Origin of the sequence: Oxynema mangrovii CENA135 (genome assembly GCF_016632315.1) — a bacterium.
Lineage (GTDB): Bacteria > Cyanobacteriota > Cyanobacteriia > Cyanobacteriales > Laspinemataceae > Oxynema > Oxynema aestuarii.
In genome coordinates this window covers 111,071-137,344 of record NZ_JAEOXH010000004.1, presented here as the reverse complement: position 1 = coordinate 137,344, position 26,274 = coordinate 111,071, and the positions used below count along the sequence as shown (strand labels likewise).

Genomic DNA, 26,274 nt, shown 5'->3' with positions numbered 1-26,274 from the left:
TCCGATATACTTGCCACTCCTGGCAATCTCGATCCCAACCAAGGAGTGTTAAGCATGGTTACTCAACAAGTCCCGACGCCACGCCGATTGAGTGACCTGAGCGATCGCCACTATCGCTACTGCGTCGAGGAACGGGGCCTCGATCCCGATTGGATTGTCGCCAACTGTCGCACGGTCGGCGCCGAGGAAGCGGGGGAACTGTTGGGCTACCCGGCGAAAAGCGAGGGGATTTGGTTGCAAGGAAGCGCTTATCAAGGTCAATTCAAACCGGACCGTCCGTGGCGATCGCCCGAGGGTTCCTCCAAGCGGGCGCCCAAATACCGATCGCCCCTCGGCGAATACGATGCCATGTTGCCGCGCCATCCCGAGGATCCCGACTATTGGGAAGTCGGATCCCTCAAACAAACTGCCTTTAAAATCGACGGTCACCCCTGTCTGTTACTCACCGAAGGCTTCTTTAAAGCGATCGCCGGATGCGCCCACGGCTTGCCCACCGTAGCCCTCCTCGGGGTCGAAATGGGCCTGACCTCCGCCAGCGCCGACCCCCAAGGCAAACGCTATCTAGTCCCCGAACTCGAACGCCTCGCCCGGGCGGGTTTCGGCTTCGCGATCGCCTTCGATGCCGACTGCGCCACCAATCCGGCAGTCAATTGGGCTCAATTCAAACTCGCCCGCCAACTCAAATGCTTCAACGTCCCCGTCTACAGTCTCACCGGACTGTGGGACCTGCGCGACGGAAAAGGACTCGACGACTACCTCCACCGCCACGGCGTCACTCGCTTCATCCGCGACGTCATCGGCGCCACGATCGACATCGACACCTGGGAACGACAATTCGAGCAGACCAAACCGCCCCAGGTGACCCGGTCGCGATCGCGCAAACGCCCGTCCCCTCGGGAATTGGGCTTGGCGATCGCCGAAAAATACCAATTCAAATGGGCCTTTCACGACGAACAACTCGTCTGGCGCCAATTCGACGGCAAAGCATGGCACACCTTGCGCGACGGCGTCTTCGCCCAAATGGTCTTTGAAGAAATCGAAGCCCGTAATGTCGAATTCGACACGGCCCGTTACGTCAAAAACACGATCGACATCCTCAAGCTCAAACTGACCGTTCCCTACTGGAAAACTTGGGATCGATCGCGCTACATCGCCTTCGACAACGGCATTTTAGACCTCAAAACCGCCAATCTCCTCGAACATCACCCCCGCTATCGCTTCACCTCCCACCTCAAACGCGCCTACCTCCAACCTCCGGCGCGGGCGATCGCCCTCAACCCCCTGGAACAACTGCGCCAATATTGCCCCCATACCTATAGATATATGATGTGGGCGATGGACAGCGACCCGAAGCGCGTTCTCAAACTCCTCGCCATTATCAACGGCGTCCTCACCCGCCGCTTTTACAACCTGGAAATGTTCGTCCACCTCGTCGGCGAACCCGGTAGCGGTAAATCGACCTTCGCCCGTCTCTTGCAAAAAATGGTCGGTAAAGGCAATTACGAATCTTCCAGTTTGAAAAAACTGTCCCAAGATTACGAAATTGCCAAAATTATCAACAGCCAACTGGTCGTCTGTCCCGACGAAGACCGCAAGTTCGGCGGCTTTGGCGGTCTCAAAGCCCTCACCGGAGGCGATAATATTTCCTATCGGGAAATCTACAAACATCCCGCCAGCAGCCCGTTTTACGGCACGATCGTCATTCTCTCGAATCAGGCCATTTTTGCCGGAGATACCACCGGACTCGATCGCCGCACTTGCTTGGTTTCTTTCCCCAATCGCCTCAAAAAACACCAACGCGACCCCCAGATCGAACTCTCGATCGAGGGTGAATTGTCTCATTTAACCTGGATCGTCCTCAGTTTGCGCGATCGCCAAATTAACGAAGTCCTGCGCGGTCTCGGCATTTTTCACATTCCCGAATTTCAACTGCAAGCCTGGCAATTGTGCGTCCAAACCAATTCCGCCGCCGCCCATTTGGAAGAATTTCTCGTCAACAAACCCCATTCCTATACCCCGGTGGTCGAACTCTACGCCCACTATCAAGAATTTTGTAAACAATCCGGCGCGATCGCCTTCTCTCGGGAACGCTATTTACAAGACCTCGCCCGCATCGCCAATCACAATCTCGAATGGCAAGGATTGCGCCGGGACGGCTTAGTGCTCGACGGGAAACGCACTCAAGTTTTTTGGGGCATTCACTTACGCAATGGCGTCACCGACAACCACCTTCCCACCCCTAGCGAACAGTTTCAACGGGTTTAAGTTCGACGGCTTTCAGGCGATCGCCCCCGAGAACGTGCTTTTGTCTTTTGGATTGCACTGAGGGATAGGATATATTACCCGTATTCCAGACAACTTTTGTTACGGGGATAGTCTGGGATGGTCTGGGGTGCAAATCTATCCCTCATTCTTATAAAAAAGGAAGTTCAACGATGAGCGATCGCCACCGTTCATACAAACCCGATGCCCGACGCATTGAGAAATTTTATCAAAATTATGTCGATGTCATGGGTCAGACCTCCGGTTGGAGTTCTCCAGAACGAGCTTATAAAGTCTATAACATCTGCTCTAAATCTCCCGCTCAAACTTGGTCTACTTTTGACAGCGTGTTAGATGTCGGTTCGGGAGAAGGGGAGTTTTTTAATTTTTTAAAAGAACGACGGGGTTTTTCCGGGAAATATACGGGAATTGAAGTCTTTAAACCCTTTTACGATACCTCCGTCGAACGCTATGGCGATCGCCCGGATACGGAATGGATTTATGGGGAATTTCTCGGCCATGATTTCGGCGATCGCCAATTTGATTGGCTGATGGCTTTAGGAACATTTTCCTCCCGCCAAGACAATCAGGAGGAATACGATTTTCAGCTTTGCCAAAAAATGTTTAGTTTGGCTAAAAAAGGAATCAGTATTTATTTGAATGATTTGCATAATAGTTCGCCGCCGGAACGATTGAAGAAGATTCCGGATATTTGCTTGCACGACATTCCCCAATTTATCGAGAAGGTCGAAAAAAATTTCCCCGTTTCTCAGACGCAAACCGTCTCTTTCTCTCTGAACCCTCCCGCCAGCATGGCGATCGTTCATTTCCTGCTTTAAGGTAAGTTTCTCGATTATTGAATATGAGGACGCGATCGCCGTAGGAGGGCAATGTTATTATGTTTCCTCACGAACAATTTACGATCGTCACTGCACTCGATCCCGACGCCGTTCGCCAACGGCTATCGACGGTGGTCGAACCCCCAAAAACTTTTCGCTGGCGATGGGGAAATCCCGACAAACCCTATCAAGGGGAAATCGGCGATCGCTCTTTTAAAATTAGCCGAATTATTCATTATCGTAACTCGTTTTTGCCTATCATCGACGGACGCATCGAACCGAACGAAAACGGGAGTAAAATTAGCATTAACATGAAACTACATCCCTTCGTCATGATTTTCATGTTGGTGTGGTTGAGCATGGTCGGTCAAGTTCCAGCCATATTTTTAATGGGGATTCTTTTTGCCCTCTTTACGGATCAAAAAGAACCAATTCCGCTCGATCTAGAAAGTTATTTATTTTTATTAATTCCTTTGGGAATGTTTGTTTTTGGTTGTGGTTTACCTTTAATTGGATTTTGGCCGGAAGCGCGCAAATCTAAAACATTTTTAATTGATTTATTGGCGACATCTTAATTGAATTCGATATAGCGTTTCTCAATTAGATCTACGACGAGGGCGGTGTCCCCGTGTCCGCCGCTACTGGGGCAACCACGGGAGGATTGCCCCAACTACAGGTTTTTCATTAGTTTGCTAATATTAAGTGCTGTATGTAGTCTTCTTTAGAAGTCGATCGCATTCAGTCTATAAATATTTTATACTATTTTCTCAGCCTTCAATATCTCTCATTGTTTTTGAAAAACAGTATTATATGGATCGTGCTTATTATGAAACATCTCAGCTAGGATAGCGCCGATCGCCTAGATCTAAGATTCATCAGTTCGCTTGGAGGCCATCTATTGGGTTGTTGCCCAAGCTGTATTTTTTGAATCGGCGTGGGTCGTTCACAATCAAGAGTCGCCGAGGTCGATCAACAGGGTACTCAAGCGGCGATCGCCACGATCTTCGAGGGGAACCACGAGGCGATCGCCCGCCCATTCCAAACGGCGTTCCGTCGCCAGCAGGCGCTTACCGGGAGGCAAATGGACGCGCTGTCCCGTTCGATCCGCTAAATTGTAAACGAATAAGCTCGGCTGACCTCCGGCGTCGTCAATCCCGAGGACGAGGCGATCGCTCGTTTCCGAAAAATCCGGGCGCGGCGCCGCGAGTCGTTCCGTTTCCGTTTCTGCAAACACCAATTGGCGATCGCCCGTTTCCAGATTGAAAGCATAAACTTTAGCCAAACCGACCTCACCGGAATCCCGACGGCGGGGACGATTGACATAGAGGAGGGTTTTATAGTCGTCACTGAGGGCGAGAAACTCTAAAAACTGGCCTTCGAGGAGAATTTCCTTCTCGCCGCTACTCGGCGAAATCGCCACCAGGGTATCCGGTTGACGGCTGTATTTCCACGCTAGAATGCGTCCGTTCGCCGTCCAGCCAACCATGCGAAACGCCTCGTCTCCGGTTCCAGCAATGCGCGTTTCGCGATTGGCGGGCCATTCCAGCAGCCAGATCCGCATCAGATCGCCGCGACCGAGACTGTCACGATTCGAGGTAAACGCAATGCGATCGCCTTGAGGGGACCAACGTGGATCGGCGGCCCAGTAGAGAATACTCACTTGCGCCTCGCATTCCGATTCCTTGCAGTTCGGTGGCGGGGGAGAAGGGGGTAAAGCGCGTCTTTTGGCGATCGCGCTTTGTAGGGCTTCGCGATCGCCGATCGCCCGAATCTCCAAACGGTTCGTATCGAGGACGTACAAACTGCCGAGATGGGCGTGAGGCTGAAACAACAGCACCGAGGGATCCCTAGGATTCGGCCATAGCGGGGGGCTTTCGTACTGGGGATCGCCAATCCACTGACGTCCGTTCGGCGAGTCGAACCCGAGTAAATTGAGTTGGCGGAGTTCCCCGGTGAGGGAATCGCTATAGTCGAGGGTTTTGCGAAAAATGACCGGATAAAGTTGTCGATCCGACTCGTCAATGCGAATCACTTCCGGGGAAAAACGACCGGGATTGTCCCGTTGGGGGTCCGGTAACGAGATCAAAAAAATATCGTCATTTTGTTCGCTGACGAGGCGTACCGGGAGATCGAGAGCGATCGTATTATCGGCTGAAGAATGAAGCATTTGACATCCTGCCAACGATAACCCTGCAACGCTGACGAGGAGAACACTGACGGCGATCGAGCAGGGTTTGGCGAATGGCATGACAAAATCCTCCTGCGATCGAATATATTTTAGATTTTAGACTTTAGATTTTAGAGTTTAGATTTTAGAGTTTAGATTTTTAGAGGTTTAGAGTTTAGATTTTTAGATTTTAAAGAGCTGGGGCGATCGCCCGATTGCCTTGACAACAGTGGAGATCGAAGAGGGAAGGTGTCGATTTTTACCTCTGCTCTCTCCTCAATTTACAGTGATTTTAGTCATTTTTAAATTCAATCAGCTATTTCGCCCCCTCTTTCTCCCGGCGATCGTCCGTTTCCGCAGAGGGTTTCGACGCTTCGGGATTTTCCAGGGCGATCGCCCGTCCGAGCAGATCCGTGCGATAAATCCAACGATGGGAAATTTCCAGACGCCATCCTTCCACTGCTTCCGACGGACAAAGGGACGGATTACTCCCGAGTCCCAAACAGCGATCGGGCCATACTCGTTTCTGGCGATCGGTAATCTCGAATTGTTCCGGCGGCAATCCGGTTTTCTCGGACAGATCGGCAAAAACTGCCTCGCCGACCGCCAGATCCAGATGAATCACTTCTTTGTAATATTTGAGGATCGTACTCGTATTTTTAACCAGTTTGCGGGCAATGTGGATCGGGTCGGGACTGGCCCGCGCGCTATTGGTGTTGTTAAAATTTGCATCCCAAAAGAGTACCCCGGTTAACATCAGGGCGAGAATGAGAGGACGCGGTTGTTTGGGGGGGGTTGGGCGATTGGATTGTTGGTTCATCGCAGTTCTCCAGTGTTGAGGAGAGCAGCAAGGTCTTGCGGAGGCGATCGCGCGATCGGTACGCAATAGAAAGCGGGATTTCGCTGCTTCCTCGAACGGATCGAACGATAACTATGACGACAGACCCACCGTGCTGTTAAGTTCCACAGATCGCTACTTCCAAATGATGGTTTTTCCTTCCGGGATTGTAACAATCGATTTTGGGCGATGGCCCGCGATCGCCTCTGTTACTGCCGAAAATTAAAAGAGCGAACAGAATCGGTTTTAATTTCCTCTTTCTTGTCCGAATGCTTGCAACTCGGCAAACTCGCGAGTAGAGATCCTCGTTCTCGGTGGGGTAATTCGCATCAACGGATCGCCGAAAATCGTAATTTTCCACGGATCGGATTCTAACTGACGGGCGGCGATCGCCAACGGCGACGATCGCAAGGTCCGCCGCACTAATAATTTTGGGGGAATAAAAGCGGATAAATAGGGTTCGTGAACGCTACCGACATAAACGTAAGCGCCGTTTTGCAACCAGCGACCCGCCACGGTATTGAGATCGTTGGGCCGGACCGTAGACCAACTGTGAATGAAGTGAACCGCCGCCGGGACTTGTAGAGTAGGAATATCATCGACCGAGGCTTCGCCTCGTCCGACGGAAAAGGTATCGTGTCCGCCGAGGGAATTGACCCAAACTAAATCGAAATTCCAATCGTCCGCACTCAATTGCTGCCACTTTTCCAAGGTAGACTCGGGCCGTTCGACTAAAGTGACGTTGAGGCCAAAATTACGCAGTTGCGCTGCTGCATCGGTCATTTCGTATTCCAGCCAAGTCCCTTCCTTGCGATAACTGTCGTAAAGCAGGGCATTTTCGGAATCGAGGAAGATCGAGGACATGGCTTGATAGAGCGATCGCGCGGCGGAACCGTAGATCCAGCCGAAAACCGCCCAGCGTTCGCCGTTGCGGTGGCGTCCCAAACCGTCGGTCACGGCGCGGGGTTCGGCTTCGTCGGCGCTGGGTTGGTATTTGACGGCGAGTTCGCGCGCCAGAACTACGGTATCGATCGCGTCGCCGAGGTCTTTGTAGGGATAGCCCGCTTCTTTGACTTTTTGTTCAATTTCAGCGTTTAAAGCTTGCCAGCGATCGGGGGTGAGTTGGTCGTTAGCGGTGCCGAAATCGCCGTCGAGAAAGACGAGGGGTTGACCGCGATCGGCGGCTAAGGCAACGGCGGCAGGCCAAGCTGGGTCTGTCTCGGAGGCGATCGCCACTCCTGGCGGTTCCCACCCGAGCGCTTGCCATTGTTGGGGTAAGGATTCCGGGTCGGCAGCTTCCCAAGCCGTCGCCACCGCTTGGCGCAAGGCTTGGCGGCGTTGTTGGGGGTCTTCTGGGAGGCGATCGCCCGTGGCTTCCAGGCGAATGACTTCCGCCGCTTGAAAGCGCCGCAAAAACATCGGCGTGTAGGTGTCGTCTTCGATTAAAATCGGCCAGCGTCCTTGCAAACTCCATTCGGAAATGGCTTTTAAAAAGGTGGCTTCGTCGGGAACCAGAACGACGCGATCCACCGTGGGAATGCGATCGCGCACGACCTGCACTTTTAAGCCGCTTTGGACGGGCCACGGTTCGCTTTTGGCACTTTCCGGTAAGGCAAAAGATGCCGCAACGGGAGTGGATTGATTAACAATCGCACATCCGGCAAGGGCGACGGCGGCGGCGGCGATCGAGGAGATTAAATAAAGCCCTTTTTTCATAAATGCTGAGGAAGCTTCGCGGCTCGATAAAATGAATATAAATTGATGCTATCACGGCAATTTAAAGTTTTTGATAAGATGGAAATCATGTTTTTAAGGTTTTGATAAATCTGGATTTTGAAATTTAAAATTTTCTTCTTTGCCCGATCGCGAGCGAGATTGACGTTGATTTTGGAGTAAAAGAAATGAGTGAAACGAATAACATTGCCGTGACTGGCGGCGATCGCGCCCGCACTTGGGCAACGGCAGCCGCGATTCTAGCTGCTTTTACTATTAATGTTTTATCGAATGTCGTTCCCTTAAAAGGTCAAAGTATTGGCGACATTTCTAACAGTGTATTTAGAGATGTATTGATTATTCCTGCCAATTATGCCTTTGCCATTTGGGGAGTGATTTACCTCGGCTTAATTAGTTTTGCTATTTATCAAGCCCTACCCCAACAGCAAGCCGATCCGCGCTTGCGACGGGGAGGATATTGGATGGTTGGAGCCAGTTTGTCGCAGATCGTTTGGGTGTTTTTGTTTCAATTGGGTTGGTTTGCCCTTTCCGTCGTGGCGATGTTGGGGATTTTAGGGCCGTTAATCGTCCTGTATCTACAGTTGGGAATCGGGCGCGTTCGCCACTCCCGGCGACAGAGGTGGTGGGTCGATGTTCCGATCTCGATTTATTTAGGCTGGATTAGCGTAGCGACAATTGTTAATATTGCCAGTACCCTAGATTATGTCAACTGGGGCGGGTTCGGTCTGAGTGGGGAACTGTGGACGATTTTGATGTTAGCGATCGCCGGGGCGATCGCCGCGATCGTCGGCTTACAACGGGGAGATCTGGCCTTTAACGCGGTGTTTATCTGGGCTTTCGTCGCCATTGCCGTGCGTCACGGCGATCGCCTTGCCATTGTCGCGACGGCGTTGGGAGAGGCGATCGCCCTCGCCCTTATTTTATTATGGGATATCCAGCAGCGTTCTCAGGCCAGGTGAAACGCAACGTCGATGAAAAGTACGGTATATAGCATTGGTACTGCCATATTGAGGGTGGCCTATGAGCGATCTAGAGCAATGGTATCGAGTTCTCGATCTCGATCCGGGGGCGTCTAAAGAAGAAATCAATCAAGCCTATAAGGATTTAGTATTTATTTGGCATCCCGATCGCATTCCTAAAGAAAACGAACGCTTGAGGCAAAAAGCGGAGGAAAAACTCAAACAGCTCAATCAAGCTCGCGAACAATTGCGCGCCCATCTCGGCAATGGTACGGCGCCGCAAGCGAACGCGACTCCACCCAAACGCCCTCACTACAAGTCGCCTTACCAGTCCTCCACCTACGCGCGATCGCGCGATTCCTACCGTCCTCCTTATTCCGACTACGCGCGATCGTCCCAAAGTCAATCTTGGCAAAGTAGCCCGCGCGCCACGTACAAGCGCAATTCCTATTCTCAACAACCGCCCTCGCCGACGGGCGATCGTTATCCCTCCGAACCGCCGAAACCCCCATCTCCCCAACCCGACCTCGCCGGATCCGACTTTCGCGGCGCCAACTTTAAAGAAAAAGACTTATCCGGTAGAAACTTAAGTTATGCCAACCTCTCCCACGCCGATCTCAGCGACGCCTTCCTCCATAAAATCAACCTGACGGGGGCTACCTTAGAACACGCCAACCTGTTTCGAGCCAACTTGCTACAAGCCACCCTCACCAAAGCCAACCTGCGATCGTGCAACTTAATCGGCGCCGATCTCAGTGGCGCCGACCTACGCGGTGCCGACCTACGCGGCGCCAAAGTCGGCTCCAACGATCGCATCATGGTCAAACTGACAGGCGCCAACTTGCGCGGTGCCATTCTTCCCGATGGAACCATTCATAGTTAGGTGCGCAAAAGGCAAAAGGCAGGTAAAAGCCCCTGGAACACTCATCTTGCACTTCACCGAGTCACTCCTTAGAACGCAAGCGCCACCCTCTCAATCTCAAATCTAAAATCTCAAATCTCAACTCCCTCCCCTCCTCGTGACAAAGATCACGAGTTTTTTCTTGTCAAGTCACAGTAATATTTCTTTACATTGCGTTACATTAGTTAACAACAAGGCAAACGAAAGGAGTTCCTACTCATGTACACCACCACCGACGAACGCGGCATCCTCAACAACTACGCCACCGAACCGAAGATGTATTACGCTAAATATCCCTCTCAAGCCCAGCAACGCCGTTACATGCTCCAAGGCGCCTTCTCCATCCTCTTGTTTACCGGACTGCTCTTAGTCGCGGCAGGGGTCAGTTAGAAACCGCATCACAGCATCACCATCGTATTACTGTCAATTCACGGAGACTTAAATTATGGCTACTTTCACTATTTTGATCGCCTTATTTATCGCAGGTTGGGCCGCCGTCGCCATCATCGGAACCCAAGCTTATTTCCGAGGGGAACAAACCAAACCCATCCACGAACGGAACTGGCGTTCGGAATCGTTCGAGCAACTGGCGAAAACCATTACTGGGAAAGATATCGACTATAACGATCGCGTTCCGGCTTACCGCATGGATGCTTACGCCAGTAACAACCTGCCTGAATAATGATGGCGGTTAGACCAACTAAATTCGGGCTCACTCTCTTGCCCTCCTTTAAAATAGGAGGGCTATTTTTTTGTTTGAATGACGATTATCCCTAGGGATCGCCCAATCGAAAAAGAGCTGTAAATCAGGCATGAGTATACAATGTGTTTTATTTGTTAGATCCGACCCCCCATGTTAAACTCAATCGGAGCGCACTTGTAAACTCTAAAATCTAAACTCTAAAATCTAAACTCTAAAATTCCATGAATCAGTTTCCCAAAGAACCATTTGGCGATCGCAATTCCCATCAACCGACCTCAGAACTACCCGATCGCACCCAACTGCCAGAAGATGACAGAATTTCCGAAGTTTCAGAAGAAGACGAACGGCGATATCAAGCCGCCAAAAAACAATTTGGGCAGTTGTATGTGATTTTGCTCGTGATTGGTTTGGCGATTGGTGGAGTCGTCGCCATTGGCGTAGTTAACTTACTCGATCGCTGGGGATTAACAGAAGTTCCCACCCCGATTGAGGAAGGCGATCGCTGATTTTACGCCGTATTTCTGAGGGCTTTATCTCAAGATTTTAGATAATTTTAGAATGATTTACCACGGCTATAAATTGCCTGAGTCAGTGATGTTTCAGGAAGGTTTTCGGGAAATCGCATCCCCTTGACTTCTGGCGATCGTTCTATCTGAATAAAGTAAATGCTTACATTGCCCCTAAAATAAAAAAACCGTACAACCTCGTGTTGCAGCGATCGCCGACCTACAAAAACCAGCCAAAAACGATCGAAAAACACCAATGGACGACCGTAGAAAGATCGATATTTAAAATATGGGCGGTACTGGATTCGAACCAGTGGCATCCTGCTTGTAAGGCAGGCGCTCTACCACTGAGCTAACCGCCCGTTTTCCGAGCCGATTTGCATTCTAACATAACTTCTTGAAATTTTCATGCCTTCAGGCCGCACCCACGATCGCATTACCTTGTGGACGTTGCCCTTCGTCGCCATTGCCACCTACAGCACAACCCGCAACAGTAGCCTCACCTTAGTGGTCGCGGGCGGTTTTTTATTTAGCGGCTTGATGTTCGGTCCCGACCTCGATATTTACTCCTGCCAGTTCCAGCGTTGGGGGTGGTTGCGGTGGTTGTGGATTCCCTATCAGAAAAGTTTGCGTCATCGTTCGTTTCTCTCCCACGGTCCGATTATCGGGACGGCCCTGCGGGTGTTGTATTTGAGCATTTGGGTATTACTGGCGGGCGTTGTTGGTTTAAGCGCCAGTTATTGGTTATTTCAGCTCGATTTGGATTGGCGAGAGGTCAAACAAGTCGCGGGGCGATCGCTGGTCGAATACAGTCCCGAGGCGATCGCCCTATTGCTGGGGTTGGAACTCGGAGCCCTGAGTCATTCCCTGAGTGATTGGTGTTCCTCCGGTTACAAACGTTTGAAAGCCAAAGGCGTTTTAGGGTGGAAGCGCCCGAAAAAAGCCAGTAAGGGCAAACGGCGATCGCCCCGCCAGACCCGTTCTGTCAAAAAACGCAGCAGCAAAAGATAAGAGAATTGAAGATTTTAGAGTGAAGATTTTAGAGTGAAGATTTTGGAGTTGAGATTGAGGCGATCGCCCGAACTCAGAGGAACTCGGAACCGATACAATACCAGCAACAGGCGATCGTCCCTCCCGAATTCCCGTAAAATCGAGAATCCACAAACTTCAATCTTCAATCCTCAAAAATCAACCCTCTAAACTCTAAAATCCCATGACCTCCAACCCTGCCCTCGACGCCCTCCAAAAACTGATCGAAGTCGTCGCCCAACTGCGATCGCCCGAAGGCGGCTGTCCCTGGGATTTAGCCCAAACACAAGCAAGCCTCACCCCCTACATCATCGAAGAAGCCTACGAAGTCGTAGACGCCATCAAAACCGCAGACTCAAGCGCCATTTGCGAAGAACTCGGCGACCTCCTCCTCCAAATCGTCCTCCAAGCGCAAATCGCCAGCGAATCCAACCAATTCACCCTCGCCGAAATCGCCCAAGGTATCGGCGAAAAACTGATCCGCCGCCATCCCCACGTCTTCGGCGACCTCGAAGTCCACAGCATCGAACAAGTCCATCAAAACTGGGAACAGATCAAAGCCCGGGAAAAAGGACAGACCCCAGAACAAACCCAACAACTCAGTTACAAACTCGAAAAATACGCCCGAACCCTTCCCCCTCTCGTCGCCGGAATGAAAATCTCGCGCAAAGCCGCAGATGTCGGTTTCGAGTGGGATAGTATCGAGGGAGTTTGGCAGAAATTCCACGAAGAACTCGGCGAATTTCACCACGCCCTCAAACACGAAACCCCCGCCGAACAACAAGCCGAACTCGGCGATCTACTCTTCGTCATCATCAACCTCGCCCGTTGGTACGACCTCGATCCCGAAGCGGCCCTTCACGAAACCAACCATCGCTTCGTCCGGCGTTTCTCCAAACTAGAACAAGCCTGCGATCGCCCCTTAAGCGATTACAGCGTCGAAGAACTCGAAACCATTTGGCAGCAAATCAAACGAGAATTAGCGAAACGCCAGGAAGTAGAAAGCGAATAGGAACACCGTAGGGCGGCCATCTTGCCCCCTTCCCTAACAACAGAAGCGTTACCTCTCCCTCTAAAATCCAAAATCTAAAATCTAAAATCCCCGCCAATAAAAAGCCAGACCCCACCAACCGTGATAGACTAGAAAAGTTTTCTAAAAATTAAATCTTAGAGTATGTTTTGGGCTGACAAAATCGCTGCAAGTTCACAAGGCGAACAAATCGTCAACGATTCAAAAACCCCATCCGGTCGCGTTCACGTGGGGTCTTTGCGGGGTGTGATCATTCATGACGTCATTTACCGTGCCTTGAAACACGCAGGTAAGCCCGTTAAATTTACTTATGGCGTAGACGACTACGACGCCCTCGATACCGTTCCCCAATATCTAGATCGAGACAAATTTTCGCCCTATCTCGGTTATCCCTTGTGCAACGTTCCCTCACCGGGAGACAACGCCAGCGATTACGCCAAATATTTCATGGGCGAATTCTTAGAAGTTTTCGATTATTTAGGCGTCAAACCCGAAATTTACTACTTGCGCGATCTGTACCGATCGGGCAAACTGAACGAGCATATCGACACATTTCTCAATAACGCCCACCTCGTTCGCGAAGCTTACAAAGAAGTCAGCAAAGCCGAACGACCCGATAATTGGTACCCGTTTCAAGTCATCTGCGAAAAGTGCGGCAAAATTGCCACCACCGTAGTGACCGATTACAACGGCAAAGAAGTTTTTTATACCTGCAAACCCGACGCCACCAATTATGTCGAAGGATGCGGTCATTCCGGTTGGATTTCGCCATTTGACGGGAATGGAAAATTACCTTGGAAAGTCGAATGGGTGGCGAAGTGGCAAGTTATCGGCGTGACCATCGAACTCGCCGGAAAAGATCACTCCCAGAAAGGCGGTTCTCGGGATGTCGCCAACGCGATTTGTCGCAAAGTCTTGCATAAAAAACCGCCCTATCATTCCCCTTATGAATTTATCTTGGTGAACGGAACGAAGATGAGTTCTTCTAAAGGGGTCGGGTCTTCTGCTAAAGAAATCGCCGAGTTACTACCGCCGGAATTATTGCGTTTCTTGATGTTGCGAACCCAACCGAAGACGGTGATTAACTTCGCACCGAATTACGAGACGATTACGCGGTTATTCCGCGATTACGATACGTTAATTGAAAAGTACGAACGGGAAGGGGAAAAAGAGGCGCTGACGAAAGATTTGCTCTCTCTCTTTTATGCTCAGTTAGGGGATGAGGTGAAGACTTATCAGCCGTTTGATTTGAGCACCTTAATTTCTCTGCTGCAAATTCCTCATATTGATATCGAAGCGGAAGTCGAGAAGCGATCGCCCCAACCTTTGAGTGAGTTCGATCGCGAAGTCGTCAACCGTCGTATTGAAGCGGCGCAAAAATGGTTAGACGATTATGCAGATGAGGAAGAAAAGCTCGTTCTCTATTTCGATGAAGTTCCGGAACAAGCCCAAACGTTAACCGACGAACAGGTGAACTATTTAACGAAGTTAATCGAAAATCTCGAAAATACCGAGAGTTGGGATGGAGAAACCCTACAAACGGTTTTATTCTCTACGTCTAAGGAATTGCAAATGAAACCCGGTGTGGCATTTCCGGCGGTTTACCTCTCGTTTATGGGGAAAGAACGCGGACCGAAAGCGGGGAATTTACTGTCGTATTTAGAGAAGTCTTTTGCGATCGGGCGCTTGCGAGAGGCGATCGCGCTGAAGGAGGCGATCTCGTAACTCCCCCTAATCTTATCCATGTTAGAGGAGGGGTGAAGTCACTCTCTCCTCTTTGTTGAGTTAAAATTAATGAAAACCGATTCGATCTTTTATCGCTTATTTCAAATCTTTCCCGATGTGATTTTTGACGCGATCGGTCGTCCGCCAGCAGAAGCCGATCGCTACGAATTTCAATCGGTCGAACTCAAACAACTTGCATTTCGCCTGGATGGATTATTCGTTCCTAAATCTCCACAACGGGGAGAACCGATCTATTTTGTCGAAGTTCAGTTTTATCGAGAAGAAGGGTTTTATTTCCGTTTTTTCGGACAAATATTTCTCTATTTGTCGCAATACAAACCGATCGGGAATCCGTGGTCGGCGTTAGTGATCTATCCGACGCGACAGTTTGAGGTCGAACAACACTTGCAATACGGTCCGCTTTTGGAAAGCGATCGCGTTACGCGAGTCTACCTCGACGAATGGGGAGAAGAGACGGAAACCTCTCTCGGTGTCGAAATTGTCAAATTGATTGTCACCTCCGAGGAGGAGACCCCAGAAAAAGCCCGCCAATCGATCGCGCGAACCCAAGAAGAAATTACCGAGGCGACTCACCGCCGTGATGTTTTAGAATTAATAGAGACGATTGTTATTTACAAGTTACCGAAACTGTCTCGCGAGGAGATCGGCAAAATGTTGGGATTGGGCAGTTTAAAACAAACAAAAGTTTATCAAGAAGCCAAGGAAGAAGGATTACAGGAGGGATTGCAGCAGTTACAAGAGAAAATTTTCAAAATCGCTTTGAAGATGAGAGAACGCGGGTATAGTGTCGAAGAAATTGCAGAACTTTTAGAATTGTCGGTTGAAGAAGTTCGAGAGACTTTAGAAATTTAAGTTTGTGCGATCGCCCATGACAGCGCGATCGCCTTAATTTTTAGCTACAAATTTGCTTTGTTTAGCTCGTCGTTTAACGCAGAAAAGCGCCTATATTTGGAACGCAAGTTCTGAATCAATTCCTGCCACAGATCCACCTGTCCAATCTGTTCGTAAATTCGTTTGATCTCTTGGAGATAGTGAGACTGATTTTCTAAAATTGCAATATCAGTGAGAATACCAAGTTTCCCCAGTTTTTCCAAGCTTTTAATTATATCTTTTTGGTCACTCAACACAGCGTCGGTAACTTTTATCCGTGGCTAGCTTTTTAATGGCGTCTTCAGTTAGTTTTGGAGGTTTAGGATCGTTCATATTCTGATGTAAAAATAGATGAAGTTTGAGCTTATTACTTGATCGTCAGGTTTTCTTTATCGTCAGGTTTTGAAGAACGATGGCCCTCGTCCCTTACACGCAGTCCCTAAACGCGCAGGCGAAAACGGGCGATCGCCCGGGTGAGTTCGCCGACCCATAAAACGAGCGAGGTTCCGCCGACGATCGCCAGCCAATCGCGCAAGGAGAGGGGAACGGTTCTAAATACCTCGCCGCCAAACTGTACCATTAAAACTTGACCGACGAAGACGATCGCGGCGATCGCCAAAAAGTTGAGATTGGACCATAAATGAGAAAAAACGGACTCGTTAATCCCAAAACATTTAGCATTGAACAAATTCCAAAATTGCAACATCACAAAGGTACTAAAAAATAAAGAAAGGTCGTAATCGGCGATCGCGCCGTCCGTTTGAATGAATAATAAAAAGCCCGTCAGAAAAGTTAAAAAGAAAAACGCCGTAGTAAAAATATTGACCGCCATCGGTTTAGAAATAATAAAATCTTGAGGATTGCGCGGCGGACTTTCCATCACTTTCTCGTTCGGCGGTTCCGTGGCGAGGGCGAGGGCGGCGAAAGTATCCATAATTAAATTAACCCATAACAACTGGGTCACGGTCAGGGGCAGTTCGATGCCGATAAACGGACCGAGAAGGGCAATCCCACAAGCGGCGACATTAATTGTCAGTTGAAACAGAATAAATTTCTGAATATTTTGATAGAGCGATCGCCCCCAAACGATCGCCCGTTCGATGGTTAAAAAGGCGCGATCGAGGATAATAATATCGCTAGCTTCTTTCGCCACACTCGTGCTGGTGCGACCCATGGCCAAACCGACTTGAGCTTGATTGAGGGCTGGGGCGTCGTTGGTGCCATCTCCGGTGACCGCCACCACCCGATCGCCCGCTTGCAGCATTTTCACCAGGCGCTGCTTGTCGCCGGGACGGGCGCGAGAAAGAACTTTTAACTGCACGGCGGCAGTTTGGGCGGCGGCGTCGTCGAGTTGGGAAAACTCCGGCCCGGTGAGATAGGATTCGGGCGGATCGGTATCGTCTACTAACCCAATTTGACGGGCGATTTCTTTGGCGGTCGTCGGGTTATCTCCGGTGACCATTTTGACGGCGATTTGCGCTTGTTGACAGGCGGCGATCGCGGCGGGTACGTCCTCGCGGATCGGGTCGGCGATCGCCACGAACCCCACCCAAGTCATGCTCTCGGCAAGTTGCTCGATCGCCACTTCCCTCGCACTCGCCTCGGAGGGGAGGGGCGGATCTGCGAGCCACGCAAACCCCAGGGTTCTCATTCCCCGGCTTTGATAGCGTTGCAATTGTGCGGCGATCGCCGCCGATTCGATCTCACGTGTCGTCCCGTCGCTGTCGATTTGTCGGGTGCAGCGATCGAGCAAGATTTCCGGCGCTCCTTTGACGTGCAAGATCGGACATTCTCGACTCGGAGAACTCCCCAAGGTGGCCATATATTTGCGATCGGTCGAAAACGTCCACTGTTGGATCGTCGCGAAGACGTCGCGTTCGGTGGCGTAGTCGATCCCTCTTTCTTCCAACCACAGTAAGAGGGCCCCTTCCGTGGGATTGCCCAACGGTTGGCTGGCTTCCCCGGGATGGCGGTGCAGGTGAGCCGTGGAATTGGCGCAGATGCCTTCGACCAGATGACGACCGACGGGGGTGTTGGGGTCGGGTAACTCGGCGTGGGCGACCCGCATTTGATTGAGGGTCATGGTTCCGGTTTTGTCGGAACAGATCACCGTGGCGGCGCCGATCGTCTCGCAGGCGTGCATCCGCCGCACGAGGTTATTTTGTTTGGTCATTTTACGCATACTGTAGGCGAGGCTGAGGGTGACACTCAGGGCCAAGCCTTCGGGAACGGCGACGACGACGATGGTCACGGCAATCGTGAAGTAGGTCAGCAACGATCGCGCGGCGGCTACGGGTAACCACGGCGTCCCCGATTCTGGCAAAAATCCGGCGATCGCGCCGACTCCGAGACCGATTGCCAAGCATGAGAGGGCGATCGCTGCCGTTTTCAACCATTCTGCCGCCGTGTCTCGTTCCAACCACTCCGGGCGTCGGTCGGTCCATCCGGCAAACTCGAAGCCGTCGTAGGCGATCGGCAGCCAAATCCGCACGAGGGCGATCGCCACGGCAAGGGTTAGCACGCCGACGACATACCACTGTTGTCCGGTCAAGCTTAACTCGGCGATCGCCACCCCGCGCACCAGCAGCGCCACGTCTACTAACAGAGCCACGGATAACCCCGCGACGGCGATCGCGCGGCTCAACCGTTGCAGTTGCAGCGTCAACGGCGTTTCTTCGTCGGTTTCTTGAGCGGCAGCACGCGCCGTCTGTCCGATTTCCGTGCGATCGCCTACGGCGGTCACTTCGATCGTTCCGTGTCCTTCCATGACGATCGTCCCGCGCAATAATTGGTCCGCCGGATAGGTGCGACCTTCATCGGTACGGCTGGAGGCGGTGCGGCGATCGAATTTCCTCACCGGGGGTTCTCCGGTTAAGTTCGCTTCCGCCACTTGCAGCGATACCGCTTCGATCGCCTCTCCATCGGCGGGAACTTCATCCCCTTTTTCTAATAAAACTAAATCGCCGACGACGAGATCTTTTTGGGGAACGGTGAGATATTCCCCTTCGCGAATGACTTGGATCGGCGTTTCGTCGCTGACTTGATTGAGAATGTCAAACTCTCGATTGGCTTGATATTCGTTAACAAAGGACACTGTTGTCGCTAAGAAAATGGCTGTAATAATACCTATTCCTTCGAGGTAACTGTCGTTAAAAAAGCCGATGGCGATCGACACGATCGCCGCGATCGTCAAAATCCGAATGACCGGATCTTCAAACTTTTCGAGAAATAACTTCCAGCCGGGGGTTCGTTCCGGTGGGGTCAAAATGTTCGCCCCAAATTCCTGACGACGGGCTTCGACTTCAGCTTGAGTCAGTCCGTACAACCGGGCGATCGAGCGTGTTTGCTGTTGCATTAATATTTTAGATTTTAGATTTTAGATTTTAGATTAGACGGCTTGTATCTTTAGAGAAAGATAGCCCTGTTTTTTAGGGTGGCTTTTAGAATTTTGCCAGATATCTATTTTACAAGAGATCTATTTGAGATTGTAGATTCGAGCCAGGGGGGACAGATGGCAAAATGTTAAAATCTTCTTTTTATGGGTTGCTGCCTGGGGAAGTCTTCGGGGAAAACACGAGGCGGATCGAGCGGGGAAAGTGTAACGTCACTTTCTGAAAAAGTCGCTACAATAGAAACAGGGAACCGCCGGACGATCGCGGGCGCCCTTGCACCCCATACAGTCGCTAAGATTTTCAACGGTGCGGGTAACAATTGAGCCGAACTGCCTCTGTCCGTTCCCTTCGACCATCAACATGATTCAATGCGTTCGCATCTCTGAGGAGGTCGCTATGTTAAAACCTCAAGTTCATCACCTCCCGTCTTCCAAACTTTCTCATACTTTAGATAAATTCATCGAGTATGCGAAAACGTTTTGGCGCTTTAGTTTGTATTACGGCGAATACATTTCTAAGCCGTTGTGGTAGAAACTCGTGATTTCCTCTCTTTTCGTCTGGCAATCTTTCCGTGCGATCGTCTCGGCCCTGTATCGACGAGTTCGGCGCCGTTTGCTGCAATCATTTTTTAGGTTTGGGGGCGAGCGTCGATCGCCCCACCAGGTCGCTCGGAAAAATCCGGCGTTTTTCTCACCTTAATCTGTCAAATCCAAGCGTTTTAAATACAGAATATAACCTCGCAATTCTCACATAAAACCATTCCGATCGCCGCCGGGAACGGAACGGGAACGAACCCGAAGCAAGAGGGAGTTGGAGCGATCGCCCCAACTCCCTCGATAACGACAGATTGCCAATCTGATAAGATTGTAATCCAGCAGCGACGCGCGATCGCGTCGGCACCCAGTAGCGACGAGGGGAGATTCCGAGTGCGGCGCGATCGCGGACCAACCGCCACCAAACTATTGCGAGGGAGGGGATAACTTGAGATCTCCTATCTTGGACAGCGATCGCATCGCACTCAAATCGCCCTCAGTGTCTAAGCGACTTGGGGTTTGTGCTTTGGGATGCAAACCTCGTTGTTCGGTTTGACCACAATCCACTCTCCCGTCTCGGGATCTCGGTAAGTGGTAAAAGGGTTTTGGCGCAGTGGCCGATTGCTGTTAGCCATGTTCATCCCCTCATGAACTGAGTGGCATTCTCCACGATTTCCATCCATCCTAACTTGTCGGGGGTGGCGCTCGGGCGATCGAAATTGAAACCGATTGTGATTTACGTCAATATTTGCGTCAAGATCGGCCAATTGGCCCTTGAGCGATCGAAGGTGGGCGATCGCGCGATCGGAAGGCACAATCTAATCTGAAATACCGCAGCGAAACTGTTGGCGAACAACCATAAATTCTAACGGGGATTCAAGAAGCAATGGCTGAAACGGGGGTGATGGGGAGGCGTGGTTATTGGGGGTCGTCGTCATAAGGAAGCTGAATTTGCAACCACGCGCCCCCTGTCTCCGGGTGATTTTTGGCTGAGATTTGACCGCGATGGGCTAAGATAATTTGTTCGGCGATCGCTAAACCGAGACCGCAACCCGCACCGACAGCATAAGGGTGCAGCTTCGATCCGGTGGAATCCGATCGTTGGCGCGATCGCGAGGCGTCCCCTCGATACAAGCGCTCGAATACGCAAGGGAGATCGGTACTGGAAAAACCCGGTCCGCTATCAATTAAATCGATTTGGAGGAAGCGGCGGTTTCCAGTGGCGATCGCGTTAGGGTGGGGAGTTGGCGGGCGATCGGCAAAAGAGACGACCGCTTGAATGTTGCCGCCAACGGAACTATAACGAATACTGTTATCTAGAATGTTGAGTAAAACCCGGTAAAGTCGCGATTCATCCGCATTGACCCAGACGCTACTCAAGCCGGAATATTCAAAAGAGAGTTGTTTTTGTTTGGCGAGCGGTTCTAAAGTCTGCCAAACCGATTGAATTAAGCCGACTAATTCTAAAGGTTTGCACGAGAGCGTCTGTGCGGGTTCCCCTTCGATCTGGCTCAGTTCCAACCAGTCTTGAACTAATTTTATCAAGCGTTCGGTTTCGTCAAATAAGCGCTCGACGCGCTGACGCCAGGGGGGTTCGAGACGGTCTTGCAAGGCTTCGGCGACCAATCGAATTGAAGTTAATGGGGTTTTGAGTTCGTGAGCTAAATCGGAAATCCAGCGATCGCGACTTTGAGCCAAGTTGACCAAGGGTTGGCGATTTTCGAGATAAACTCCTACTTGTCCTTGGGGTAAAGGCCAACTGTAACCGCGTAGAGTCAGCGATCGGGTTTTGGCAACATCGGAACCGTCTTGCACGGAGGGATGAAAGACCCAATCGCGTACTCCCGGTTGTTGTTGGGTTCGGGTGGTTTCAATGAGTTGGTCGAGTTCGTAAGAACGAACAAATTTGAGCAATAACCGGGCTTCCCCCGGTTGCCACCGTTGGATCTGTAGGAGTAATTGAGCTTGGGAATTGCACCAGAGTAATTGATTTTCTTCGTCAACTTGCAAGTATCCTAATGGAGCAACTTGTAAGACTTGTTGCCAGATTTGGAGTTGTTCGGCAAATTGCTGCCGTTCGCGATCGGTCAACGCGATCGCCCGTCTGAGACGGTAGAGCAAAGGCATCGAAACTTCGACAAAATCGGTGGGTAAACCGTTGAGTAGTTGAGATAACTGCTTGCGATTCCACCAGCGATCGAATAACCAGAACGCCATTCCGAGAGCCAGACCTAGTAAAAATGCCACTCCAGTCATCTCGCCTCCTCATCAACAATGCCCTGGGGTCGGCTCGTGCGATCCAGGGGGGTTGAAAATCTATGGGGATCGAGCGGGAAGGGGCGATTGCCTGACTGGCGCGATCGCCCCTGGACGATCCTGTGCCCCTGGACGATCCTGTTTTTAGCCCAAACGATAGCCAAATCCCCGAACGGTAATGATGTACTCCGGTTGACTCGGATCCACTTCTAATTTTTCTCGCAACCAGCGAATGTGAACGTCTACGGTTTTACTATCACCGACAAAATCCGGCCCCCACACGCGATCGAGTAGTTGATCTCGCGACCAGACTCGTCGAGGATAACTCATAAATAATTCCAGCAAGCGAAATTCCTTTGGCGATAGATTGACTTCCTGACCGCGAACGATCGCCCGGCATTCTTGCGGGTATAGATTGATCTGTCCGAACTCCAGAACCGGAGGCTGCGACAATCCATTTAAACGTTGGCGTCGTAACAAAGCTCGACAGCGCGCCACCAACTCCCTCATGCTAAACGGCTTGGTCAGATAGTCATCCGCACCCACCTCCAAACCCAAAACGCGATCGGTTTCGCTCCCCTTCGCACTTAAAATTAAAATCGGAACCGGATTGCCCTGATGCCGCAACAAGCGGCATAAATCCAAACCATTCACCTGCGGCAACATCAAATCCAAAATAATTAGATCGAAAGGAAATTCTCCTTGACCATTCTGAGCGTCATAAAAATAGTTCAATGCCGTTTGTCCGTCCGCCGCCGTCTTTACGTCGTAACCTTCCTCCTCCAACGCCAGAACCAGCATCTCGCGGATCAGATCTTCATCTTCCACCACTAAGACCTGATTCCCCTGGCTCAGTTCCGGTCTGGAGAGATTTTTGGTCGCTTCTAGAGAAAACATAATTACGAGTCAAGGTAGTGTCTAATACCATTCTCATTGATATACCAAAATATTGTTAATAATCGATATTAAAAAATAACACTTGGGCTAGCCGAGCTTTTCCTCTTGCCCCTGACAGCTGTCATCTCCAATCCCTGTTCCAAGCGCGATTTGCGCTGTTAGAACAGGGATTGGAGACGCGATCGGCTTCAAGCAAGTCACCGGAAAAAATGAAAAAAAATCGACATAACGAAAAATGTAGGCGCGATCGGTATTGCTCCGCACACCCAACCAGTTTTCTACAAAACATCTAACCCATAAAACCAACAAAAAAACCTTAATTAAACCTTAATTTCGACTTAATAAACTTAATAAACACTTAGTTTTATCGCCAATCAGAATCAATTCAGATACTAAGATCGTCTCGTCAAAATAGATAACTACTAACTAACACCCAAATAACACATATAGAAACTCAAAAAAGCTCATTTCCGTGAAGATCTAGAAGATAAAACCCCCTTTACTCACTCATGAGAGAGAATAAAGGGGGTTTTATCTAATAAAAAAGAACCGGGCAGCGAGCTATTGTCCCAGGAGGCAACCCTCCAAGTATCGTGGCCGTACTTGAGTTTCACAACCGAGTTCGGGAAGGGATCGGAGTGGGGCCTCAAGGCCATAGGCACCCGGAAAGAGAATGAAGGAAAAACCTTCAAAAAAGCAAAGACAACCAAGAGAGAAAAGAGGTCAAGCGCTCGGTCGGTTAGTACGTCTCGGCTACATCCCTCGCAGGACTTCCACCTAACGCCTATCAACGGGTAATCTGCCCGGGACCTTACTGGATTAACTCCACCAGAGCACTCATCTTGAGGTGGGCTTCCCACTTAGATGCTTTCAGCGGTTATCCACGCCACACATGGCTACCCTGCGTCTACCGTTGGCACGATAACAGGTACACCAGCGGTGTGTCCCTCCCGGTCCTCTCGTACTAAGGAGGGCGCCTCTCAATGCTCTTACGCCTGCACCGGATATGGACCGAACTGTCTCACGACGTTCTGAACCCAGCTCACGTACCGCTTTAATGGGCGAACAGCCCAACCCTTGGGACGTACTTCCGCCCCAGGTTGCGATGAGCCGACATCGAGGTGCCAAACCTCCCCGTCGATGTGAACTCTTGGGGGAGATCAGCCTGTTATCCCTAGAGTAACTTTTATCCGTTGAGCGACGGCCCTTCCACTCGGAACCGTCGGATCACTAAGGCCGACTTTCGTCCCTGCTCGACTTGTAGGTCTCGCAGTCAAGCTCCCTTGTGCCTTTACACTCGACGGCTGATTTCCAACCAGCCTGAGGGAACCTTTGCGCGCCTCCGTTACCTTTTAGGAGGCGACCGCCCCAGTCAAACTGCCCACCTGAAACGGTTCCCCGCCCCGCTTAGGGGTCGAGGTTAGACTTCTAGCTTCGCCAGAGTGGTATCTCACCGGATGGCTCCAGTTTCCCCGCAAGGAAACCTTCCACGCCTCCCACCTATGCTGCGCAAGCGAAGCCCGAAGCCAATTCCAGGCTACAGTAAAGCTTCATAGGGTCTTTCTGTCCAGGTGCAGGGAGTCCGTATCTTCACAGACAATCCTATTTCGCCGAGCCTCTCTCCGAGACAGCGCCCAGATCGTTACGCCTTTCGTGCGGGTCGGAACTTACCCGACAAGGAATTTCGCTACCTTAGGACCGTTATAGTTACGGCCGCCGTTCACCGGGGCTTCGGTCGCCAGCTTTACCCCGCAGGGCTGACCGACTTCCTTAACCTTCCGGCACTGGGCAGGCGTCAGCCTCCATACAGCGTCTTGCGACTTGGCGGAGACCTGTGTTTTTGGTAAACAGTCGCCTGGGCCTCTTCACTGCGACCCCCCATCAGGGGGCACCCCTTCTCCCGAAGTTACGGGGCCATTTTGCCGAGTTCCTTAGAGAGAGTTAGCTCGCGCCCCTCGGTTTTCTCAACCTCCCTACCTGTGTCGGTTTCGGGTACAGGGAATTGAAGCTTATGGCGGTTGGGGCTTTTCTTGGAAGTTCGATCTGTACCACTTCGACCTCGTAAGGTCTCGTACTCGTGCCTTAACTCCCGACGTTTTCGCCGTCGGTCTTCGTCTCGAACACTTGAACCGGTAACCAACTTCCGGCTGGTCTCGACCCGCTCCGTCCTCCCGCGCCAACTTCAATCCGTACGGGAATGTTCACCCGTTGTCCATCGACTACGCCTTTCGGCCTCGCCTTAGGTCCTGACTAACCCTCCGCGGACGAACCTGCCGGAGGAACCCTTAGGGTTTCGGGGCATTGGATTCTCACCAATGTTTGCGCTACTCAAGCCGACATTCTCACTTCCCCGACGTCCACACCTGCTCTCGCTAGTGCTTCTCCCGTCGGGGAACGCTCCCCTACCAACGATTGCTCGTTCCACAGCTTCGGTAGACCGCTTAGCCCCGTTCATTTTCGGCGCCAGAGCGCTTGACCAGTGAGCTATTACGCACTCTTTCAAGGGTGGCTGCTTCTAGGCCAACCTCCTGGTTGTCTTTGCACTCTCACCTCCTTAATCACTGAGCGGTCATTTGGGGACCTTAGCTGGTGGTCTGGGCTGTTTCCCTTTCGACGATGAAGCTTATCCCCCACCGTCTCACTGGCCGAGTTCTTGACGAGTATTCTGAGTTTGTCTCGATTTGGTACCGCTCTCGCAGCCCGCACCGAAACAGTGCTTTACCCCTCGTCATCATCTTCGACCGCTGCGCCTCAACGCATTTCGGGGAGAACCAGCTAGCTCCGGGTTCGATTGGCATTTCACCCCTAACCACACCTCATCCGCCGATTTTTCAACATCGGTCGGTTCGGACCTCCACTTGGTGTTACCCAAGCTTCATCCTGGACATGGTTAGATCACCCGGGTTCGGGTCTATTAAACGAGACTGTTAACGCCCTGTTCGGACTCGCTTTCGCTCGGGCTGCGGCTCTTTGGCCTTAACCTAGCCTCGTCTAATAACTCGCCGGCTCATTCTTCAACAGGCACGCGGTCAGACGTTTAATCGTCCTCCCACTGCTTGTAGGCTAACGGGTTCAGGTTCTATTTCACTCCCCTGCTCGGGGTTCTTTTCACCTTTCCCTCACGGTACTGTTTCTCTATCGGTCACGTCGGAGTATTTAGCCTTACGAGGTGGTCCTCGCTGATTCACACGGAATTCCACGGGCTCCGTGCTACTCGGGATTCGGCTGAGGCGTTGGCGGTTTCGACTACGGGACTTTCACCCCCTCTGGTGCGGTATTCAGCCGCTTCGTCTACTGCCTCGGCTCTCGTTGTTGCCGTCCCACGACCCCGATGACTTAATGTCTTCGGTTTAGGCTGTTCCCGCTTCGCTCGCCGCTACTGAGGGAATCGATTTTTCTTTCTGTTCCTCTGGTTACTAAGATGTTTCAGTTCGCCAGGTTCGCTCGTTCCCGTCTATGGATTCGACGGGTCGTGCTTGGGGTTGCCCCATTCGGAGACCTCCGGCTCGATGCTTGTTTCCAGCTCCCCGGAGCGTTTCGTCGGTCACCACGTCCTTCTTCGCCTCGACGTGCCTAGGGATCCACCGTTAGCCCTTTGTAGCTTGACCACTT

Annotated in this window: 20 protein-coding genes, 1 tRNA gene and 2 rRNA genes; 13 read left to right on the top strand and 10 right to left on the bottom strand. The window is 51.2% G+C overall.

Features of this window, described 5'->3' with window-relative positions; all coding sequences use genetic code 11:
* Positions 1-54 precede the first annotated feature (54 nt).
* The 3 genes from JJD41_RS24290 (at position 55) to JJD41_RS24280 (ending at position 3,676) form a co-directional block, all read left to right on the top strand.
* Entirely contained in the window at positions 55-2,265 is a 2,211-nt protein-coding gene (locus JJD41_RS24290; protein WP_200670457.1) for a DUF3854 domain-containing protein, read from the top strand.
* A gap of 170 nt (positions 2,266-2,435) precedes the next feature.
* A complete protein-coding gene (locus JJD41_RS24285; protein ID WP_200670456.1) occupies positions 2,436-3,101 on the top strand; it encodes a methyltransferase domain-containing protein in 666 nt (221 codons plus the stop codon).
* 59 nt (positions 3,102-3,160) lie between these two features.
* Positions 3,161-3,676 carry a hypothetical protein gene (locus JJD41_RS24280; RefSeq protein ID WP_200670455.1) on the top strand — a complete coding sequence of 172 codons (516 nt, stop codon included), beginning with the start codon at positions 3,161-3,163 and terminating at the stop codon, positions 3,674-3,676.
* Positions 3,677-4,050: 374 nt separating this feature from the next.
* Here the strand turns inward: JJD41_RS24280 and JJD41_RS24275 are convergent, their stop codons facing one another.
* The 3 genes from JJD41_RS24275 to JJD41_RS24265 all read right to left on the bottom strand — a co-directional run bounded on the left by JJD41_RS24275 (position 4,051) and on the right by JJD41_RS24265 (position 7,822).
* Positions 4,051-5,349 carry a TolB family protein gene (locus JJD41_RS24275; RefSeq protein ID WP_200670454.1) on the bottom strand — a complete coding sequence of 433 codons (1,299 nt, stop codon included), beginning with the start codon at positions 5,347-5,349 and terminating at the stop codon, positions 4,051-4,053.
* Between the two features lie 235 nt (positions 5,350-5,584).
* Positions 5,585-6,088 carry a hypothetical protein gene (locus tag JJD41_RS24270; protein ID WP_200670453.1) on the bottom strand — a complete coding sequence of 168 codons (504 nt, stop codon included), beginning with the start codon at positions 6,086-6,088 and terminating at the stop codon, positions 5,585-5,587.
* Positions 6,089-6,352: 264 nt separating this feature from the next.
* Positions 6,353-7,822 carry a hypothetical protein gene (locus JJD41_RS24265; protein ID WP_200670452.1) on the bottom strand — a complete coding sequence of 490 codons (1,470 nt, stop codon included), beginning with the start codon at positions 7,820-7,822 and terminating at the stop codon, positions 6,353-6,355.
* A 185-nt stretch (positions 7,823-8,007) separates the two neighbouring features.
* Between JJD41_RS24265 and JJD41_RS24260 the strand changes: the two genes are divergently transcribed.
* From JJD41_RS24260 to JJD41_RS24240, 5 genes are all read left to right on the top strand, one after another.
* The gene (locus tag JJD41_RS24260) at positions 8,008-8,799 is read left to right on the top strand and encodes a tryptophan-rich sensory protein (RefSeq protein ID WP_200670451.1); all 792 of its coding nucleotides are present in this window, start codon (positions 8,008-8,010) and stop codon (positions 8,797-8,799) included.
* Between the two features lie 61 nt (positions 8,800-8,860).
* Positions 8,861-9,682, top strand: a complete 822-nt coding sequence (locus JJD41_RS24255; RefSeq protein ID WP_200670450.1) for a pentapeptide repeat-containing protein — start codon at positions 8,861-8,863, stop codon at positions 9,680-9,682.
* Positions 9,683-9,919: 237 nt separating this feature from the next.
* Positions 9,920-10,090 carry a photosystem II assembly protein Psb34 gene (psb34, locus tag JJD41_RS24250; protein ID WP_200665110.1) on the top strand — a complete coding sequence of 57 codons (171 nt, stop codon included), beginning with the start codon at positions 9,920-9,922 and terminating at the stop codon, positions 10,088-10,090.
* A 55-nt stretch (positions 10,091-10,145) separates the two neighbouring features.
* Positions 10,146-10,382 (top strand): photosystem II protein, Psb35-related, encoded by a 237-nt coding sequence (locus tag JJD41_RS24245; RefSeq protein ID WP_200670449.1) that lies wholly within the window; start codon positions 10,146-10,148, stop codon positions 10,380-10,382.
* Positions 10,383-10,624: 242 nt separating this feature from the next.
* A complete protein-coding gene (locus JJD41_RS24240) occupies positions 10,625-10,909 on the top strand; it encodes a hypothetical protein (RefSeq protein ID WP_200670448.1) in 285 nt (94 codons plus the stop codon).
* Positions 10,910-11,199: 290 nt separating this feature from the next.
* Here JJD41_RS24240 and JJD41_RS24235 read toward each other — a convergent pair.
* Positions 11,200-11,271: transfer RNA gene (locus tag JJD41_RS24235), tRNA-Val, on the bottom strand.
* A 46-nt stretch (positions 11,272-11,317) separates the two neighbouring features.
* On the opposite strand from JJD41_RS24235, the gene JJD41_RS24230 reads away from it, so the two are divergent.
* The 4 genes from JJD41_RS24230 (at position 11,318) to JJD41_RS24215 (ending at position 15,566) form a co-directional block, all read left to right on the top strand.
* A complete protein-coding gene (locus JJD41_RS24230; RefSeq protein WP_200670447.1) occupies positions 11,318-11,920 on the top strand; it encodes a metal-binding protein in 603 nt (200 codons plus the stop codon).
* Between the two features lie 202 nt (positions 11,921-12,122).
* Positions 12,123-12,950, top strand: coding sequence for a nucleoside triphosphate pyrophosphohydrolase (mazG, locus tag JJD41_RS24225; protein ID WP_200670446.1), 828 nt, complete (start codon positions 12,123-12,125; stop codon positions 12,948-12,950).
* A gap of 162 nt (positions 12,951-13,112) precedes the next feature.
* Positions 13,113-14,693 (top strand): lysine--tRNA ligase, encoded by a 1,581-nt coding sequence (gene lysS, locus JJD41_RS24220; protein ID WP_200670445.1) that lies wholly within the window; start codon positions 13,113-13,115, stop codon positions 14,691-14,693.
* Between the two features lie 69 nt (positions 14,694-14,762).
* The gene (locus JJD41_RS24215; RefSeq protein WP_200670444.1) at positions 14,763-15,566 is read left to right on the top strand and encodes an Rpn family recombination-promoting nuclease/putative transposase; all 804 of its coding nucleotides are present in this window, start codon (positions 14,763-14,765) and stop codon (positions 15,564-15,566) included.
* Between the two features lie 44 nt (positions 15,567-15,610).
* Here JJD41_RS24215 and JJD41_RS24210 read toward each other — a convergent pair whose 3' ends face one another.
* Entirely contained in the window at positions 15,611-15,838 is a 228-nt protein-coding gene (locus JJD41_RS24210) for a hypothetical protein (RefSeq protein WP_234489154.1), read from the bottom strand.
* 185 nt (positions 15,839-16,023) lie between these two features.
* The gene (locus JJD41_RS24205; RefSeq protein WP_200670442.1) at positions 16,024-18,939 is read right to left on the bottom strand and encodes a calcium-translocating P-type ATPase, PMCA-type; all 2,916 of its coding nucleotides are present in this window, start codon (positions 18,937-18,939) and stop codon (positions 16,024-16,026) included.
* Positions 18,940-19,372: 433 nt separating this feature from the next.
* Between JJD41_RS24205 and JJD41_RS25525 the strand changes: the two genes are divergently transcribed.
* Positions 19,373-19,507: a hypothetical protein gene (locus tag JJD41_RS25525; RefSeq protein WP_255547440.1), complete on the top strand. Its 135-nt coding sequence runs from the start codon at positions 19,373-19,375 to the stop codon at positions 19,505-19,507.
* A 920-nt stretch (positions 19,508-20,427) separates the two neighbouring features.
* Here JJD41_RS25525 and JJD41_RS24200 read toward each other — a convergent pair.
* The 4 genes from JJD41_RS24200 to JJD41_RS24185 form a co-directional block, all read right to left on the bottom strand.
* A complete protein-coding gene (locus tag JJD41_RS24200) occupies positions 20,428-21,765 on the bottom strand; it encodes a sensor histidine kinase (RefSeq protein WP_200670441.1) in 1,338 nt (445 codons plus the stop codon).
* Between the two features lie 144 nt (positions 21,766-21,909).
* Complete coding sequence (locus JJD41_RS24195) at positions 21,910-22,662, bottom strand: response regulator transcription factor (RefSeq protein ID WP_168568190.1); 753 nt, start codon at positions 22,660-22,662, stop codon at positions 21,910-21,912.
* Positions 22,663-23,210: 548 nt separating this feature from the next.
* Positions 23,211-23,328 (bottom strand): 5S ribosomal RNA (gene rrf / locus JJD41_RS24190).
* 53 nt (positions 23,329-23,381) lie between these two features.
* Positions 23,382-26,270: ribosomal RNA gene (locus JJD41_RS24185) — 23S ribosomal RNA — on the bottom strand.
* Positions 26,271-26,274: the final 4 nt, after the last annotated feature.

Excerpts from the sequence above, each read along its gene's own strand:
- JJD41_RS24280 (WP_200670455.1), top strand. The coding sequence starts at position 3,161 with ATGTTTCCTCACGAACAATTTACGATCGTCACTGCACTCGATCCCGAC.
- JJD41_RS24240 (WP_200670448.1), top strand. The coding sequence starts at position 10,625 with ATGAATCAGTTTCCCAAAGAACCATTTGGCGATCGCAATTCCCATCAA.
- JJD41_RS24260 (WP_200670451.1), top strand. The coding sequence starts at position 8,008 with ATGAGTGAAACGAATAACATTGCCGTGACTGGCGGCGATCGCGCCCGC.
- mazG (WP_200670446.1), top strand. The coding sequence starts at position 12,123 with ATGACCTCCAACCCTGCCCTCGACGCCCTCCAAAAACTGATCGAAGTC.
- JJD41_RS24195 (WP_168568190.1), bottom strand. The coding sequence starts at position 22,662 with ATGTTTTCTCTAGAAGCGACCAAAAATCTCTCCAGACCGGAACTGAGC.
- JJD41_RS25525 (WP_255547440.1), top strand. The coding sequence starts at position 19,373 with ATGTTAAAACCTCAAGTTCATCACCTCCCGTCTTCCAAACTTTCTCAT.
- JJD41_RS24230 (WP_200670447.1), top strand. The coding sequence starts at position 11,318 with ATGCCTTCAGGCCGCACCCACGATCGCATTACCTTGTGGACGTTGCCC.
- JJD41_RS24270 (WP_200670453.1), bottom strand. The coding sequence starts at position 6,088 with ATGAACCAACAATCCAATCGCCCAACCCCCCCCAAACAACCGCGTCCT.
- JJD41_RS24285 (WP_200670456.1), top strand. The coding sequence starts at position 2,436 with ATGAGCGATCGCCACCGTTCATACAAACCCGATGCCCGACGCATTGAG.
- JJD41_RS24290 (WP_200670457.1), top strand. The coding sequence starts at position 55 with ATGGTTACTCAACAAGTCCCGACGCCACGCCGATTGAGTGACCTGAGC.
- JJD41_RS24200 (WP_200670441.1), bottom strand. The coding sequence starts at position 21,765 with ATGACTGGAGTGGCATTTTTACTAGGTCTGGCTCTCGGAATGGCGTTC.
- JJD41_RS24215 (WP_200670444.1), top strand. The coding sequence starts at position 14,763 with ATGAAAACCGATTCGATCTTTTATCGCTTATTTCAAATCTTTCCCGAT.
- JJD41_RS24265 (WP_200670452.1), bottom strand. The coding sequence starts at position 7,822 with ATGAAAAAAGGGCTTTATTTAATCTCCTCGATCGCCGCCGCCGCCGTC.
- lysS (WP_200670445.1), top strand. The coding sequence starts at position 13,113 with ATGTTTTGGGCTGACAAAATCGCTGCAAGTTCACAAGGCGAACAAATC.
- JJD41_RS24255 (WP_200670450.1), top strand. The coding sequence starts at position 8,861 with ATGAGCGATCTAGAGCAATGGTATCGAGTTCTCGATCTCGATCCGGGG.
- JJD41_RS24245 (WP_200670449.1), top strand. The coding sequence starts at position 10,146 with ATGGCTACTTTCACTATTTTGATCGCCTTATTTATCGCAGGTTGGGCC.
- psb34 (WP_200665110.1), top strand. The coding sequence starts at position 9,920 with ATGTACACCACCACCGACGAACGCGGCATCCTCAACAACTACGCCACC.
- JJD41_RS24275 (WP_200670454.1), bottom strand. The coding sequence starts at position 5,349 with ATGCCATTCGCCAAACCCTGCTCGATCGCCGTCAGTGTTCTCCTCGTC.
- JJD41_RS24205 (WP_200670442.1), bottom strand. The coding sequence starts at position 18,939 with ATGCAACAGCAAACACGCTCGATCGCCCGGTTGTACGGACTGACTCAA.